The sequence below is a fragment of the Acinetobacter sp. FDAARGOS_494 genome (genome assembly GCF_003812225.1).
Taxonomy (GTDB): Bacteria; Pseudomonadota; Gammaproteobacteria; order Pseudomonadales; family Moraxellaceae; genus Acinetobacter; species Acinetobacter baumannii.
Genome location: NZ_CP033866.1, coordinates 1,166,394 through 1,182,895, shown reverse-complemented (window position 1 = coordinate 1,182,895; position 16,502 = coordinate 1,166,394). Strand labels below are relative to the sequence as shown.

Below are 16,502 nucleotides of genomic sequence, written 5' to 3'. Positions count from 1 at the left end.
TCGTAAGAAAATCAAGCAGCCTTATTTTAGATGATCACAACCTTACGAAAGAATATTTTTTTCATGTTAAACTAATCGTTGAATTGAGGAATTAAAGTCAACATGAATTACCGTCACCATTTCCATGCGGGCAACTTTGCAGATGTTATGAAGCATGTGCTTTTGCTACAGCTTCTCAACCGTTTAAATGCTAAAGATAAACCTTATCGTTATATCGATACGCATGGAGGTGCAGGAAAATATGATCTATCTCAGGCACCTGCACAAAAGTCAGGAGAATTCCTAACAGGTATTCATCGTCTTGTACAGCTTTCTGACATGGAAAAGCGCCAAGCTCCTGAAGCCATCCAGCAATACCTAAAACTTGTAGAAGAATTACGTGCTCAAGAAGGTAAGGGAAGTTATCCGGGCTCTCCGTGGTTTGCTTTGCAAGGTATGCGTGAAATTGATAAGGCTACAATATTTGAAATGCAGCGTGATGTATTTCAGCAATTACGCCATAACATTCATGATAAACGTGCGGGCTTGCATGAGCGTGATGCATATGAAGGCTTGCTTGCCGTAATTCCACCAAAGGAAAAGCGCGGTTTAGTGATGATTGATCCGCCTTACGAATTAGAGCGTAAGGATTTCCCGCAATTGGTTGAACTTTTACAAAGCGCTTATAAAAAATGGCCAACAGGTGTCTTCGCGGTTTGGTATCCAATTAAAGATCGCGCAATGATTGAACGTTTTGAAAAGAAAATGTTTAAAACTGGAATTCGCCGTCAATTAATCTGTGAAATTTGTGTTTGGCCAGATGACACACCTGTAGGTTTGAATGGTTGTGGATTATTAGTAATTAACCCACCTTGGCAGTTCTCCGAACAAGCAGATCAAGCCCTACAATGGTTATTCCCTCACTTACGTATGCAAGAAACAGGTGGTCATGCCGCTGTACGCTGGTTAGTGGGTGAGTAATAATTAATCTAAATCAATGCACATGTTTGGAATAGAAAATAATGACAAATGCGCCTAAACCAGAGCAAGATTTAACTCATAATGAACATTCTTTTGATGGGATTACGTTCGAAGTGGTTGAAGAAGAAGATAATCCGGAAGGACAAAAAGTGAAGCGCAGAGGTATTTACCTTTGGCCTAACTTAATCACGACAGCCGCTTTGTTGTCTGGTTTCTATTCCATTATTGCAAGTATGAATGGCGAATTTGCTCAAGCGATTTATGCCATTTTTCTTGCAGCATTATTTGATGGGTTAGATGGACGCGTTGCCAGAGCTATTGGTGCCCAAAGTGCTTTTGGTGAGCAATATGACTCTTTATCAGATTTGTTAGCATTTGGTGTAGCGCCAGCAATGCTAATGTATAGCTGGAGTCTACATGACTTAGGCCGTATCGGTTTGGCATGCTGTTTTGTTTATACCGCTTGTGCCGCGTTCCGTTTAGCACGATTTAATGTTCAGATTGGAGTGGTTGATAAGCGCTATTTTATTGGTATTGCTAGTCCACTCGCCGCGATTATCATTATTTCACTCGTATGGGTAGCTCGTGATTATCCGTTCATTTTTGATTTACGCGATATTGCTATTCAAACCATTAACGCGGTCATCATGGTGGTTGTAGGACTACTTATGATTTCTAATATTAAATATTATTCATTTAAGCAAATGGATCGTAAGCGTGTTCCTTTTGTAGTTATGTTGCCAGTAGTACTGATTTTTGCAGCAATCACTTATAATATTCCAATGGGTATTTTGATTGTATCAATCATCTATGCTCTATCAGGTTTTGTTACCACACTTTTAGCTAAAAAAAATAACGAGACCATCAAAACATAAAATTAGATGAGGTTCGGTATGCCTAAGTTGATAAGTGAAAAAAATCAATTACAGCAACTGAGCCTCAACTCAAATGGGGGAGTTGTCTATCAGCCCGCCAGAGGTTTTTTTAAAGTTGTCTATCAAGGTTTAATTCTTCCTAACCTGCCTGCACCACTTCGTTACTTTAATTACATTAGTCTAATCGGTCAGCCTAGAATCCCTCTTTGCTATAACGCAAATGGTATTGTGACTTCTGCAGTTGATACAGCAACTGTACTGGTTAGCAATAGCTTACATAGTGTAGGGCACTTAAAAACTTATTCCATTCGACGCCAATGTCAGCTTAATCCTAGTCGGTATCAATTCGATAAAACTGATCTTATTGAGTGGCAAATCCCAAGAGTTCAGCTTAGACGAATCGATTCTGAAATGAGCTGTGATTTAATCGTCCAAACTCCTTCCGACATTTCGAATTCATCAGCATTGCAGTGGGGAATATCTGACTACTGGTCTATTTTGTGCCACTGTGAAGGTGAGATTTTATATAAAGGACAGAAATATGAGGTCAATGGATTAGGCCGATTTAAACATGCTCGAGCCTTACATTTACCTTTTTTATCTTTATGTTTTTATACCTGTCAAATTATTAATTTGAATGAAACCACTCAAGTCACACTTTCTCAAATAAGAAATCAGTGGAATATCATTCTATTTTCACGTTTAGATATTCAAGAACTAGGAAAGCAGCCCGTCACGTTTACAGAAGATGTTAATTTCCACATCCACCGGGTTTATCCAAAAGTTGAAACACCGCATGGGCGAGAAATGTATTTACCACGAGAGTTTTCTTGGCAATGTAAAAAAAATGGAAAAGTTATTTTTGAACTCTATGGTGAAAGTCGTGGTGATTACAAATTTGGGTTAGCTGCTGGATACATAGGAAGTTTTCGTTATCAATTAAGTTGGAATAATCAATGTCTTCAAGGAGAAGGTGGATATTGTGAATACATTGATTGCCGACCTTTAAGATGGCAAGAAAAGAATCAAAACGAAAAAATGCTCGATAAATTGCTGCTTTTACAACCGTGTTTATATAAAAAATGAATATTTTTATCATTTTTGGGTAAAAAACGACCGCTTGATGTGAGTTGCTAGAAAAAGGGGTTGCAAAGGGAGAGAGATGGTCTATAATGCACATCCATCGGCGGTGATGTAGATAGAAACTTGTTGAAAAACAGTTACTTGTGATTAGGTTGATTGCTTTAAGTGATGAATTTGATGATGAGATGGTTTAGAGAATAAGTTTTAAAAATATCGAAATTACCTGTTGACTTTTAAGAGATTAAGAGTAATATAGCCGACCTAGCTTGCTGGTGACGAACCAGTAAGAAGATCATTAAGAGAATTGAAGAACAACTTGTGTGGATTTTTACTGATTGATTAATCGAAATAATTTTCATTGATTGATTGGTTTAAATTACTCGAAGTTTATTTGAGCGAAATTTAAGTCAGTAATTGATGAGCCAGAATTGGCACCTTGTCTATAAATAAGGTGCAAAATGATTTTAACTGAAGAGTTTGATCATGGCTCAGATTGAACGCTGGCGGCAGGCTTAACACATGCAAGTCGAGCGGGGGAAGGTAGCTTGCTACTGGACCTAGCGGCGGACGGGTGAGTAATGCTTAGGAATCTGCCTATTAGTGGGGGATAACATCTCGAAAGGGATGCTAATACCGCATACGTCCTACGGGAGAAAGCAGGGGATCTTCGGACCTTGCGCTAATAGATGAGCCTAAGTCGGATTAGCTAGTTGGTGGGGTAAAGGCCTACCAAGGCGACGATCTGTAGCGGGTCTGAGAGGATGATCCGCCACACTGGGACTGAGACACGGCCCAGACTCCTACGGGAGGCAGCAGTGGGGAATATTGGACAATGGGGGGAACCCTGATCCAGCCATGCCGCGTGTGTGAAGAAGGCCTTATGGTTGTAAAGCACTTTAAGCGAGGAGGAGGCTACTTTAGTTAATACCTAGAGATAGTGGACGTTACTCGCAGAATAAGCACCGGCTAACTCTGTGCCAGCAGCCGCGGTAATACAGAGGGTGCGAGCGTTAATCGGATTTACTGGGCGTAAAGCGTGCGTAGGCGGCTTATTAAGTCGGATGTGAAATCCCCGAGCTTAACTTGGGAATTGCATTCGATACTGGTGAGCTAGAGTATGGGAGAGGATGGTAGAATTCCAGGTGTAGCGGTGAAATGCGTAGAGATCTGGAGGAATACCGATGGCGAAGGCAGCCATCTGGCCTAATACTGACGCTGAGGTACGAAAGCATGGGGAGCAAACAGGATTAGATACCCTGGTAGTCCATGCCGTAAACGATGTCTACTAGCCGTTGGGGCCTTTGAGGCTTTAGTGGCGCAGCTAACGCGATAAGTAGACCGCCTGGGGAGTACGGTCGCAAGACTAAAACTCAAATGAATTGACGGGGGCCCGCACAAGCGGTGGAGCATGTGGTTTAATTCGATGCAACGCGAAGAACCTTACCTGGCCTTGACATACTAGAAACTTTCCAGAGATGGATTGGTGCCTTCGGGAATCTAGATACAGGTGCTGCATGGCTGTCGTCAGCTCGTGTCGTGAGATGTTGGGTTAAGTCCCGCAACGAGCGCAACCCTTTTCCTTACTTGCCAGCATTTCGGATGGGAACTTTAAGGATACTGCCAGTGACAAACTGGAGGAAGGCGGGGACGACGTCAAGTCATCATGGCCCTTACGGCCAGGGCTACACACGTGCTACAATGGTCGGTACAAAGGGTTGCTACACAGCGATGTGATGCTAATCTCAAAAAGCCGATCGTAGTCCGGATTGGAGTCTGCAACTCGACTCCATGAAGTCGGAATCGCTAGTAATCGCGGATCAGAATGCCGCGGTGAATACGTTCCCGGGCCTTGTACACACCGCCCGTCACACCATGGGAGTTTGTTGCACCAGAAGTAGCTAGCCTAACTGCAAAGAGGGCGGTTACCACGGTGTGGCCGATGACTGGGGTGAAGTCGTAACAAGGTAGCCGTAGGGGAACCTGCGGCTGGATCACCTCCTTAACGAAAGATTGACGATTGGTAAGAATCCACAACAAGTTGTTCTTCATAGATGTATCTGAGGGTCTGTAGCTCAGTTGGTTAGAGCACACGCTTGATAAGCGTGGGGTCACAAGTTCAAGTCTTGTCAGACCCACCATGACTTTGACTGGTTGAAGTTATAGATAAAAGATACATGATTGATGATGTAAGCTGGGGACTTAGCTTAGTTGGTAGAGCGCCTGCTTTGCACGCAGGAGGTCAGGAGTTCGACTCTCCTAGTCTCCACCAGAACTTAAGATAAGTTCGGATTACAGAAATTAGTAAATAAAGATTAAGATCTTGGTTTATTAACTTCTGTGATTTCATTATCACGGTAATTAGTGTGATCTGACGAAGACACATTAACTCATTAACAGATTGGCAAAATTGAGTCTGAAATAAATTGTTCACTCAAGAGTTTAGGTTAAGCAATTAATCTAGATGAATTGAGAACTAGCAAATTAACTGAATCAAGCGTTTTGGTATGTGAATTTAGATTGAAGCTGTACAGTGCTTAAGTGCACAGTGCTCTAAACTGAAATGTTGAAGTTACTAACTTGTAGGTAACATCGACTGTTTGGGGTTGTATAGTCAAGTAATTAAGTGCATGTGGTGGATGCCTTGGCAGTCAGAGGCGATGAAAGACGTGATAGCCTGCGAAAAGCTCCGGGGAGGCGGCAAATATCCTTTGATCCGGAGATGTCTGAATGGGGGAACCCACCTACTTTAAGGTAGGTATTGCAACATGAATACATAGTGTTGCAAGGCGAACGAGGGGAAGTGAAACATCTCAGTACCCTTAGGAAAAGAAATCAATTGAGATTCCCTCAGTAGCGGCGAGCGAACGGGGATCAGCCCATTAAGTTATGTGTGTTTTAGTGGAACGCTCTGGGAAGTGCGAACGTAGAGGGTGATATTCCCGTACACGAAAGGGCACACATAATGATGACGAGTAGGGCGAGGCACGTGAAACCTTGTCTGAATATGGGGGGACCATCCTCCAAGGCTAAATACTCCTGACTGACCGATAGTGAACCAGTACCGTGAGGGAAAGGCGAAAAGAACCCCTGTGAGGGGAGTGAAATAGATCCTGAAACCGCATGCATACAAGCAGTGGGAGCACCTTCGTGGTGTGACTGCGTACCTTTTGTATAATGGGTCAGCGACTTATATTCAGTAGCGAGGTTAACCGTATAGGGGAGCCGTAGAGAAATCGAGTCTTAATAGGGCGTTTAGTTGCTGGGTATAGACCCGAAACCAGGCGATCTATCCATGAGCAGGTTGAAGGTTGGGTAACACTAACTGGAGGACCGAACCCACTGTCGTTGAAAAGCCAGGGGATGACTTGTGGATAGGGGTGAAAGGCTAATCAAGCCTGGTGATAGCTGGTTCTCCCCGAAAGCTATTTAGGTAGCGCCTCGGACGAATACCATAGGGGGTAGAGCACTGTTTCGGCTAGGGGGTCATCCCGACTTACCAAACCGATGCAAACTCCGAATACCTATGAGTACTATCCGGGAGACAGACTGCGGGTGCTAACGTCCGTAGTCAAGAGGAAAACAATCCAGACCGCCAGCTAAGGCCCCAAAATCATAGTTAAGTGGGAAACGATGTGGGAAGGCATAGACAGCTAGGAGGTTGGCTTAGAAGCAGCCACCCTTTAAAGAAAGCGTAATAGCTCACTAGTCGAGTCGGCCTGCGCGGAAGATGTAACGGGGCTAAAACTATGTGCCGAAGCTGCGGATGTATACTTTGTATACGTGGTAGGGGAGCGTTCTGTAAGCCGATGAAGGTGTGTTGAGAAGCATGCTGGAGGTATCAGAAGTGCGAATGCTGACGTGAGTAACGACAAAACGGGTGAAAAACCCGTTCGCCGAAAGACCAAGGGTTCCAGTCCAACGTTAATCGGGGCTGGGTGAGTCGACCCCTAAGGCGAGGCCGAAAGGCGTAGTCGATGGGAAAATGGTTAATATTCCATTACTTCTGTGTAATGCGATGAGAGGACGGAGAAGGCTAAATCAGCCTGGCGTTGGTTGTCCAGGTGAAAGGATGTAGGCATGTATCTTAGGCAAATCCGGGGTACTCTATGCTGAGATCTGATAGCAAGCTGTACTTGTACAGCGAAGTGGTTGATGCCATGCTTCCAGGAAAAGTCTCTAAGCTTCAGTTACACAGGAATCGTACCCGAAACCGACACAGGTGGTCAGGTCGAGTAGACCAAGGCGCTTGAGAGAACTCTGCTGAAGGAACTAGGCAAAATGGTACCGTAACTTCGGGAGAAGGTACGCTGTTGTTGGTGATGGAACTCGCTTCCTGAGCTGACGACAGCCGCAGAAACCAGGCCGCTGCAACTGTTTATTAAAAACATAGCACTCTGCAAACACGAAAGTGGACGTATAGGGTGTGATGCCTGCCCGGTGCTGGAAGGTTAATTGATGGGGTTAGCGTAAGCGAAGCTCTTGATCGAAGCCCCAGTAAACGGCGGCCGTAACTATAACGGTCCTAAGGTAGCGAAATTCCTTGTCGGGTAAGTTCCGACCTGCACGAATGGCATAATGATGGCGGCGCTGTCTCCAGCAGAGGCTCAGTGAAATCGAAATCGCTGTGAAGATGCAGTGTACCCGCGGCTAGACGGAAAGACCCCGTGAACCTTTACTGCAGCTTGACACTGAACTTTGACCTTACTTGTGTAGGATAGGTGGGAGGCTTTGAAGCTGGAACGCTAGTTCCAGTGGAGCCGTCCTTGAAATACCACCCTGGTAATGTTGAGGTTCTAACTCTGTCCCGTGATCCGGGACGAGGACCGTGTCTGGTGGGTAGTTTGACTGGGGCGGTCTCCTCCTAAAGAGTAACGGAGGAGTACGAAGGTGCGCTCAGCGTGGTCGGAAATCACGCGTAGAGTATAAAGGCAAAAGCGCGCTTAACTGCGAGACCCACAAGTCGAGCAGGTACGAAAGTAGGTCTTAGTGATCCGGTGGTTCTGTATGGAAGGGCCATCGCTCAACGGATAAAAGGTACTCTGGGGATAACAGGCTGATACCGCCCAAGAGTTCATATCGACGGCGGTGTTTGGCACCTCGATGTCGGCTCATCTCATCCTGGGGCTGAAGCAGGTCCCAAGGGTATGGCTGTTCGCCATTTAAAGAGGTACGCGAGCTGGGTTTAGAACGTCGTGAGACAGTTCGGTCCCTATCTACCGTGGGCGCTGGAAATTTGAGAGGATCTGCTCCTAGTACGAGAGGACCAGAGTGGACGAACCTCTGGTGTACCGGTTGTGACGCCAGTCGCATCGCCGGGTAGCTATGTTCGGAAGGGATAACCGCTGAAAGCATCTAAGCGGGAAGCCTACCTCAAGATAAGATTTCCCTAGGACTTTATGTCCTCTAAAGAGCCGTTCGAGACTAGGACGTTGATAGGTTGGATGTGGAAGCATAGTGATATGTGAAGCTGACCAATACTAATTGCTCGTGAGGCTTGACTATACAACACCCAAGCAGTTGTATATGAAGCATCAATCGATTCTTAAGTATGCAAGACAACTTGATTTAGTTATACCTCTAGCTAAAATGAACAGATAAAGTAAGATTCAATTCAGCCCAGTCTGTTACAGATTTGGAAAACGCTTCGGCATTAAATAAGACCTAAGCAAGTATCCATAAACAGTTGTGCTGGCGACCATAGCAAGAGTGAACCACCTGATCCCTTCCCGAACTCAGAAGTGAAACCTCTTAGCGCTGATGGTAGTGTGGGATTACCCATGTGAGAGTAAGTCATCGCCAGCTCATTATTCTAAACACCCCAATCTCAAAAGAGGTTGGGGTGTTTTTTTATAGCAAGAAATCAATCAATTTTTATAGCTGGAATTTGTATCCTCAATCCTTTAAACTTTAAAATTGATTCAAATTATAAAGAAATAAAGCTAATCTAAAGTTATTTACCTCATCAAAAATTTAATATGCAATGGATCGTAGTTAAAACTTTCTCGTTTCCTTATGAGGCACAAATTGCAAAAACTCAATTAGAAGCATTTGGAATTCCTGCTTATATTGAAAATGAGCATACAATTAATATGGATTGGTTTTATTCTAATGCTTTAGGTGGAGTTCGTTTATTAGTTCCAGAAAACTATGTTGATGAAGCGAAGTTATTTCTTGAAAAAGACTTTAGTGATGAGCTTGAACAAAAGTTCGGGGAGAATAAAGAATATTGTCCTGAGTGTGGAAGTTTGGATATAGAGGTTAATACTAAAGGAAAAAAATCTGCCTTTTTAGTGTTTATGTTTTTCGGCCTACCTTTATTTTCTTTTAAAAATGGGAGTAAATGTAAGCGTTGTGGACACTTTTGGAATTAAATATATAGTAAAGGATTATTTATTATCTTAATTATGAACCCTCATGTAGAGAGATTGGATTGAGTTCTATCTCTGCAATTAATGTTTGAGGCAGAGAAGCCCTCGATATTAAACAAAGAAAATAAATTATTTTGATGGGCGTTCTGTTTAATAACTATAAGGTGTATTCAATGATGACTAAAAAACAATTGACTTCAAAACAAATAGATATGTTGCTTGAATTATTAAAAAATAGATTTGAAAAGAATATACATCGACATAAAGAAATTGATTGGACGAATGTGCGAGCTAAACTTATTGAGTCTCCAGATAAACTATGGACATTGCAAGAAATGGAGAATACTGGGGGAGAGCCAGACGTTGTAGCGTATAACAAGCAAAAAGATGAATATTTATTCGTCGATTGTTCTGCTGAAACCCCTCAAGGTCGTAGAAGCCTTTGCTATGACCGAGAAGCCTTAGAGTCTAGAAAAGATCATCCTCCTAAAAATAGCGCAATAGACTTAGTCCAAGAAATAGGGGCTGAACTCCTAACAGAAGAGCAATATCACCAATTACAACAGCTCGGGGAGTTTGATCTAAAAACATCAAGCTGGCTTGCTACTCCAGAGGAAATTCGAAAATTAGGAGGAGCTCTTTTTGCGGACCGTCGCTATGGTCGAGTCTTCATCTATCACAATGGAGCCCAGTCATATTATGCAGCTCGTGGTTTTCGCTGCTGTTTAAGGGTATAGGTCTTGCGAATCAACTCGATCGTCTGGATTTGATATTTTATGCCAAGAAAATGGAGATTCTTGCAACTTTTGACTGATGGTAAACATGACAAGATATGTTCTGGAATTAAATAAAAACATCAGGACATTTCTAAAAATGCAGCTCAATCCAATTTACTATAATGAACAACATATAGCTTTTGCCGATAATGTTCGTAGATTTGTACAAAAAGAAATGACACCTTTCGTTAATGAATGGGATGAGGCTGAGACATTCCCAAGAGAACTTTATAAAAAGGCTGCCGAAATTGGATTATTGGGTCTAGGTTTTTCAGAAGAATATGGTGGTATTCCAGATGCAGATCCATTCTATTCATTACTGGCTGGTATCGAAATGGCAAAGGCGGGTTCAGGTGGGGTGCATATCTCGCTCATGGTCCATACCATTGGCGCCCCTCCCATTCAGCACTTTGGGAGTGAGGAGTTAAAGGCTAGAGTTCTGCCAGGTATTATTTCCGGTGAGAAAATTTCGGCTTTAGCGATTACAGAACCTGGTGGCGGTTCAGATGTTGCTGCATTACAGACTAAAGCTGTCAGAGATGGGGATTATTATATTGTTTCGGGCGAGAAAACATTTATTACATCGGGAATTCGTGCAGACTATTATACAGTTGCAGTGCGTACTGATCCGACAAAAACGGGTGCAGAAGGCATTTCAATGTTACTCATTGATGCACATAGTGAAGGTATTACTAAAACGCCTTTGAAGAAAATGGGATGGTGGGCATCAGATACGGCACATTTGCATTTTGATCAAGTACGAGTACCTGCATCAAATCTACTTGGCAAAGAAAATGCCGGTTTTAAAGTTATTATGAATAACTTTAATATGGAGCGGTTTTTCTTGGGAGTAGTCGCTTATGGGTATGCATTAGTCTGTTATGAAGAAGCTTTAGAGTGGGCACAGCAACGTAAAACTTTTGGTAAGCGATTAATAGATCATCAAGTAGTACGCCATAAATTGGTAGATATGGCAACCCAACTGACCTCAACGCGGGCATTACTTGAAGAAACAGCATGGAAAATGACTCAGCCGAAGTTACAAGGACCTGAGTTGGTGGTGCAAATTTCAATGCTTAAAAATGTTGCGACTCGCACTATGCAATTTTGTGCTGATGCGGCTGTACAAACATTAGGTGGTATGGGCTTTATGCGAGGTACCAAGTCAGAACGTATTTACCGTGAAGTGAAGGTCAATATGATTGGCGGTGGTGCTGAAGAAATTATGAAAGATTTGATTAGTAAACAGCTTGGTTATTAATTCTTATAAGGTGGACTTTGAGCCACCTTTTTTATTTCAAAGCCATTTCCCAAACCATTTCCGTTAACTCATCAATTTTGACTTTACCCTCAGATTTATACCAAGTTACAGTCCATGAAATTGCACCGCCAATTAAGCGTCGCCAAATAAAAGCATCGTGTTTGACTTTACCTTGTGTGCGTAACTTTTCAATGATATCGAGCCAGATTTGCTCATATTCATTACGCATTTTTAAAAGATAATCTTGCTTTTCTTTTGATAGAGCGAACCATTCGTACACCAACACAGCCATGGCTGCACCAGTATCTCCAGTAATTGAGATCAGTTCGGCTTTAATAAGAGCACGTAATTGTTGTTCTGGGTCTGTAGATTGAGTTGCTGCATCATTTAAACGGGCAAGATTATAGATAATGGTCTGTTCCATCACATGAGCGAGGATATCATCTTTACTTTTGAAATGATGAAATAAGCTTCCCGATTGGATTCCAATAAACTGAGCAAGTTCACGAACAGTGGTTTTATCATAGCCTTGCTTATGAAAAAGATAGGCAGCACCGTGCAATAAACGGCCACGTGGACTGTCATCAAAGCAGGGGATATTTGGAATCTGTTCAATTGAGGTGGCAATCATGTGCTCAGTTTGTTCCTTTATCTAAAAGTCTATAGTGGAAATTTTCACTAAATTTCATTGCATTTCAGGTTATTTGCTGAATTTGGAAGATTTGGTCAACATCACAATAACATTTTGCGCTTTACAAACCAAGCGCTTGCTTGGTAATGTTGAGGCTGATTTTTAGACAAAATAATGAGAAATAGAATGGCAAATAATCAGCAGGATGATCATCGAGTCGTAAAAATAGGTTGTGCCTCTGGGTTTTGGGGAGATACCAATACTGCCGCTTTTCAGTTAGTGCATTTGACCGATATTAATTATTTGGTTTTTGATTATTTGTCCGAGATTACCATGTCGATTATGGCAAAAGCGAAGATGGTAGAACCGAAACATGGTTACGCTTTAGATTTTGTCAGCCGAGTCATGGCACCCTTACTAAAAAAAATTGCTGAAAAAAAGATTAAAGTGATTAGTAATGCGGGTGGTGTTAATCCATTGGCTTGTCGGGACGCATTGCAAAAAATTATTAAAGAGTATGGTCTAGATCTGAAAGTGGCTGTGGTGTTAGGTGATGATCTTTTGCCAAAACATGAGCAGCTAAAATCACAGAATATTCAAGAAATGTTTAGCGGAGAAGCGTTGCCAGAACAGGTGGCAAGCAGTAATGCTTATTTAGGCGCGGTTGCTATTCGTGACGCCTTAGACTTAGGTGCAGATATTGTGATTACGGGTCGTGTAGTTGACTCTGCTGTGGTACTTGCACCCTTACTTCATGAATATCAGTGGCCTTTAGATGACTATGACAAATTGGCACAAGGTTCGTTGGCAGGTCATGTAATTGAATGTGGAGCCCAATGTACGGGTGGTAATTTTACCGATTGGCAATTGGTACAGGGCTTCGACAACATGGGCTTTCCAGTGGTTGAAGTGAGTGAAGATGGCTCATTTGTTGTAACTAAGCCTCAAGGTACAGGTGGTCTGGTTTCTACTGCTACAGTTGCAGAGCAAATTGTTTATGAAATAGGCAATCCTCAAGCATATTTACTACCCGATGTCATTGCTGATTTCAGCCACGTGCATTTAGAGCAAGTCGGGGAACACCGAGTTCGTGTGACGGGTGCAAAAGGACAAGCACCAACTACACAATATAAAGTCAGCGCGACTTACCCAGATGGATATCGGGTTTTAGTGAGTTTCCTCATTGCAGGACGTGAGGCACCACAAAAAGCACAAGTCATTGCTGATGCGATTTTGACTAAGTGCGAACGTGTTTTAGCAATGCGCTCAGTGCCGCCATTTAGTGAAAAGTCTGTTGAAATTTTAGGTATTGAAAGTACCTATGGCGACCATGCCCAAACATTAAATAGTCGTGAAGTTGTGGTCAAAATAGCTGTAAAACACATGTTTAAAGAAGCATGTATGTTCTTTGCATCTGAAATTGCACAAGCTTCAACAGGTATGGCTCCAGCCTTGGCAGGAATTGTTGGAGGCCGACCCAAAGCATCTCCAGTGATCAAATTATTTTCATTTTTAATTGATAAAAATCAGGTGAATGTTGAAATCGATTTTGATGGCCAACGTCACGCGGTTGAAATTCCACAAGGGGTTTCTACAGAGCAATTGCTTACATTGACGGCAGGTGAAAATGCAGTTTATCAAGGAGATGAAATTGAAGTTCCCTTGATTGAAATTGCGCATGCCCGCAGTGGTGATAAAGGCAATCATAGCAATATTGGCGTGATTGCACGTAAAGCAGACTATTTACCATGGATTCGTGCAGCACTAACTGAACAGTCTGTTGCAAGCTATATGCAACATGTCTTGGATGCTGAGAAAGGGCGAGTAATCCGTTATGAGTTACCGGGTTTAAATGCACTGAATTTTATGTTGGAGAATGCCTTAGGCGGTGGTGGTGTTGCCAGCTTACGTATTGATCCGCAAGGTAAAGCTTTTGCCCAACAGTTATTGGATATGCCTGTTAAAGTTCCGGCACATCTTTTAGAAAAATAAAATGAATGGATGAAACAAAGATGAGTTATCAATCAATATTTAGACCAGATGCTTTCGCCAATAAAGTCATTATTGTAACAGGTGGCGGCTCCGGAATTGGGCGCTGTACTGCACATGAGCTTGCAGCCCTTGGCGCTCAAGTAGTGATTACAGGACGCAAAATTGAAAAATTAGAGAAAGTAAGCCAAGAAATAATAGAAGATGGTGGTTTAGTTCATTTCATTGTTTGTGATAACCGTGAAGAAGAACAAGTGAAAAATATGATTGCCGAAGTGATTGAGAAATTCGGCAAACTCGATGGTTTGGTAAATAATGCAGGCGGGCAGTTTCCCTCAGCTTTAGAGAATATTTCGGCGAATGGTTTCGATGCAGTCGTGCGTAATAATTTACACGCAACTTTCTATTTAATGCGTGAAGCTTATAACCAATGGATGGTTAAACATGGTGGCAGTATTGTCAATATGACTGCTGATATGTGGGGCGGCATGCCGGGAATGGGACATTCTGGTGCTGCGCGTTCAGGGGTTGATAACTTAACTAAAACAGCATCGGTTGAGTGGGGCAAATCTGGTGTTCGTGTAAATGCGGTTGCACCGGGGTGGATTGTATCATCCGGTATGGATAATTATAGCGGTGATTTTGCCAAAGTGATTATTCCAAGCCTTGCTGGAAATGTTCCATTAAAACGTATGGGAACAGAGTCTGAAGTTTCATCGGCGATTTGTTATTTACTCTCGGATGCCGCAGCTTTTGTGTCCGGTGTAACTTTGCGTATTGATGGTGCTGCATCGCAAGGGACACGCATGTATCCACTGGGTGAGGCGACAAATAGTGAATCTTATAATGGTTTCCATCGCGCGTTTATTCCTGAAATCTTTCAGAAAAAGACTGAGGCTGAGGAGGAGTAACAATGACAATTCTTCCATCAGAGATCGCTGTTGGTAGTGAACAGTATCAAAGGAACAAAGAGGCTTTACTTGCCCAGTTAAGTGAAGTCCGCGCTATTCAACAAAAAAGCATTGATAAATCTTATGCTGCCAAAGCGAAGTTTGACAAGAAAGGCAAGATTTTACCGCATGAGCGTGTACGGTTATTGCTCGATGCTGATTCGCCTTTTATCGAACTATGCGGTTTGGTTGGCTACAACATGCATGATGATAAAGATGGCTCCGAAGCTGGTGGTGGCGTAATTGCTGGCATTGGTTTTGTCAGTGGTGTGCGCTGCTTGGTCTCAGCCAGTAATAGTGCAATCAAGGGCGGTACCATGTCACCTATGGGTGTACAGAAAACCTTGCGCTTGCAAAAAATTGCTTTAGAACAAAAACTTCCAATGATTACGCTGACGGAAAGTGGCGGCGCCAACTTAAATTATGCTGCAGAAGTATTTACCTATGGTGGTATGACCTTTGCCAATCAGGCACGTTTGTCTGCGGCAGGTATTCCACAACTTGCAGTGGTACATGGGAATGCAACGGCAGGAGGAGCTTATCAACCAGGTCTTTCGGACTATGTGATTGCTGTACGTAAACAGACTGAAATGTTACTTGCAGGCCCACCTTTACTTCTGGCTGCCACGGGTGAAGTCGCCACAGCGGAGGAATTGGGTGGGGCTGAAATGCATGCACAGGTTGCTGGAACAGCAGAATACTTAGCAGAAAATGATGCCGATGGGATTCGACTTGCGCGTGAAATTTTTGAACACCTGAACTGGAAAGAGCAAAACAAACCAGTTGATGTGACTTATAAAGAGCCTCGTTACGATACCGAGGAACTGTTGGGTGTTATTCCAAGTGATCCTAAACAACCATTTGATATGAAAGAAGTGGTTGCCCGCATTATTGACGATTCAGATTTTCTAGAATTTAAGCTGGAATATGATGATTTAACGGTATGTGGCTGGGCAAAAATTGGTGGTTTGCATATCGGTATTATTACCAATAATGGTCCGATTACCCCTCAAGGAGCAGCGAAAGCAGCTCAGTTTATTCACTTATGTGAACAGACCAACCGTCCGTTATTATTCTTACATAACACTACTGGCTTTATGGTGGGAACCGATGCCGAGCAAAATGGCATTATTAAGCATGGCTCAAAACTGATTCAAGCGGTTGCCAATTGTACTGTACCTAAAATTTCAATCGTTGTGGCAGGGTCATATGGTGCTGGTAACTACGCAATGTGTGGTCGGAGTTTATCGCCAGATTTTATTTTTGCTTGGCCGAACTCGCATGTTGCTGTAATGGGGGCTGCACAGGCCGGAAAGGTGCTACGCATTGTGGCTGAAGGAAAACAAAAAGCTTCCGGTCAGGAACCGAATCCGCAAATGCTCGATTTTCTTGAGCAAAGTACGGCCATGAAATTAGAGCAGCAATCTACCGCGCTTTTCAATACGGCCATGCTACATGACGACGGCATTATTGACCCGCGAGATACCCGAAAATTACTTATTTTCCTTTTACAAACCATTTATGAAGCACAGCAACGCGAACTAAATCCGACCCGTTTTGGTGTGTCTCGTTTTTAATCAATCTTTACCGTAATTAAAAAAATTAATAG

Annotated in this window: 9 protein-coding genes, 2 tRNA genes, 3 rRNA genes and 1 pseudogene; 14 read left to right on the top strand and 1 reads right to left on the bottom strand. The window is 42.9% G+C overall.

Annotation, left to right across the window (positions count from 1 at the left end; all coding sequences use genetic code 11):
* The first annotated feature begins 102 nt into the window (after window positions 1-102).
* The 11 genes and pseudogenes from EG365_RS05685 to EG365_RS05635 all read left to right on the top strand — a co-directional run bounded on the left by EG365_RS05685 (window position 103) and on the right by EG365_RS05635 (window position 11,323).
* Window positions 103-960: a 23S rRNA (adenine(2030)-N(6))-methyltransferase RlmJ gene (locus EG365_RS05685; RefSeq protein ID WP_001109438.1), complete on the top strand. Its 858-nt coding sequence runs from the start codon at window positions 103-105 to the stop codon at window positions 958-960.
* 41 nt (window positions 961-1,001) lie between these two features.
* Window positions 1,002-1,835 carry a CDP-diacylglycerol--serine O-phosphatidyltransferase gene (gene pssA, locus EG365_RS05680; protein WP_000180205.1) on the top strand — a complete coding sequence of 278 codons (834 nt, stop codon included), beginning with the start codon at window positions 1,002-1,004 and terminating at the stop codon, window positions 1,833-1,835.
* An 18-nt stretch (window positions 1,836-1,853) separates the two neighbouring features.
* A pseudogene (locus EG365_RS05675) lies at window positions 1,854-2,964 on the top strand (DUF6670 family protein).
* Window positions 2,965-3,383: 419 nt separating this feature from the next.
* Window positions 3,384-4,920 (top strand): 16S ribosomal RNA (locus EG365_RS05670).
* A 59-nt stretch (window positions 4,921-4,979) separates the two neighbouring features.
* A tRNA-Ile gene (locus tag EG365_RS05665) sits at window positions 4,980-5,056 on the top strand.
* 55 nt (window positions 5,057-5,111) lie between these two features.
* Window positions 5,112-5,187: transfer RNA gene (locus EG365_RS05660), tRNA-Ala, on the top strand.
* 340 nt (window positions 5,188-5,527) lie between these two features.
* Window positions 5,528-8,420 (top strand): 23S ribosomal RNA (locus EG365_RS05655).
* A 185-nt stretch (window positions 8,421-8,605) separates the two neighbouring features.
* Window positions 8,606-8,720, top strand: a 5S ribosomal RNA gene (rrf, locus tag EG365_RS05650).
* Together the 16S, 23S and 5S rRNA genes with 2 tRNA genes alongside form the textbook arrangement of a ribosomal RNA operon.
* 173 nt (window positions 8,721-8,893) lie before the next feature.
* Window positions 8,894-9,289, top strand: a complete 396-nt coding sequence (locus tag EG365_RS05645) for a DUF2007 domain-containing protein (RefSeq protein WP_001198600.1) — start codon at window positions 8,894-8,896, stop codon at window positions 9,287-9,289.
* 170 nt (window positions 9,290-9,459) lie between these two features.
* The gene (locus EG365_RS05640) at window positions 9,460-10,023 is read left to right on the top strand and encodes a DUF4256 domain-containing protein (protein ID WP_000988422.1); all 564 of its coding nucleotides are present in this window, start codon (window positions 9,460-9,462) and stop codon (window positions 10,021-10,023) included.
* Window positions 10,024-10,159: 136 nt separating this feature from the next.
* A complete protein-coding gene (locus tag EG365_RS05635; protein WP_001176662.1) occupies window positions 10,160-11,323 on the top strand; it encodes an acyl-CoA dehydrogenase family protein in 1,164 nt (387 codons plus the stop codon).
* A gap of 31 nt (window positions 11,324-11,354) precedes the next feature.
* Here the strand turns inward: EG365_RS05635 and EG365_RS05630 are convergent, their stop codons facing one another.
* Window positions 11,355-11,954, bottom strand: a complete 600-nt coding sequence (locus EG365_RS05630; RefSeq protein WP_000562187.1) for a TetR/AcrR family transcriptional regulator — start codon at window positions 11,952-11,954, stop codon at window positions 11,355-11,357.
* A gap of 186 nt (window positions 11,955-12,140) precedes the next feature.
* Between EG365_RS05630 and EG365_RS05625 the strand changes: the two genes are divergently transcribed.
* From EG365_RS05625 to EG365_RS05615, 3 genes are read left to right on the top strand one after another with little or no spacing between them, the layout of a single operon-like run.
* Entirely contained in the window at window positions 12,141-13,946 is a 1,806-nt protein-coding gene (locus tag EG365_RS05625; RefSeq protein WP_000002861.1) for an acyclic terpene utilization AtuA family protein, read from the top strand.
* Window positions 13,947-13,966: 20 nt separating this feature from the next.
* The gene (locus EG365_RS05620; protein ID WP_000121943.1) at window positions 13,967-14,854 is read left to right on the top strand and encodes an SDR family oxidoreductase; all 888 of its coding nucleotides are present in this window, start codon (window positions 13,967-13,969) and stop codon (window positions 14,852-14,854) included.
* A gap of 2 nt (window positions 14,855-14,856) precedes the next feature.
* Window positions 14,857-16,470: an acyl-CoA carboxylase subunit beta gene (locus EG365_RS05615; protein ID WP_000154072.1), complete on the top strand. Its 1,614-nt coding sequence runs from the start codon at window positions 14,857-14,859 to the stop codon at window positions 16,468-16,470.
* The last annotated feature ends 32 nt before the right edge of the window (window positions 16,471-16,502 follow it).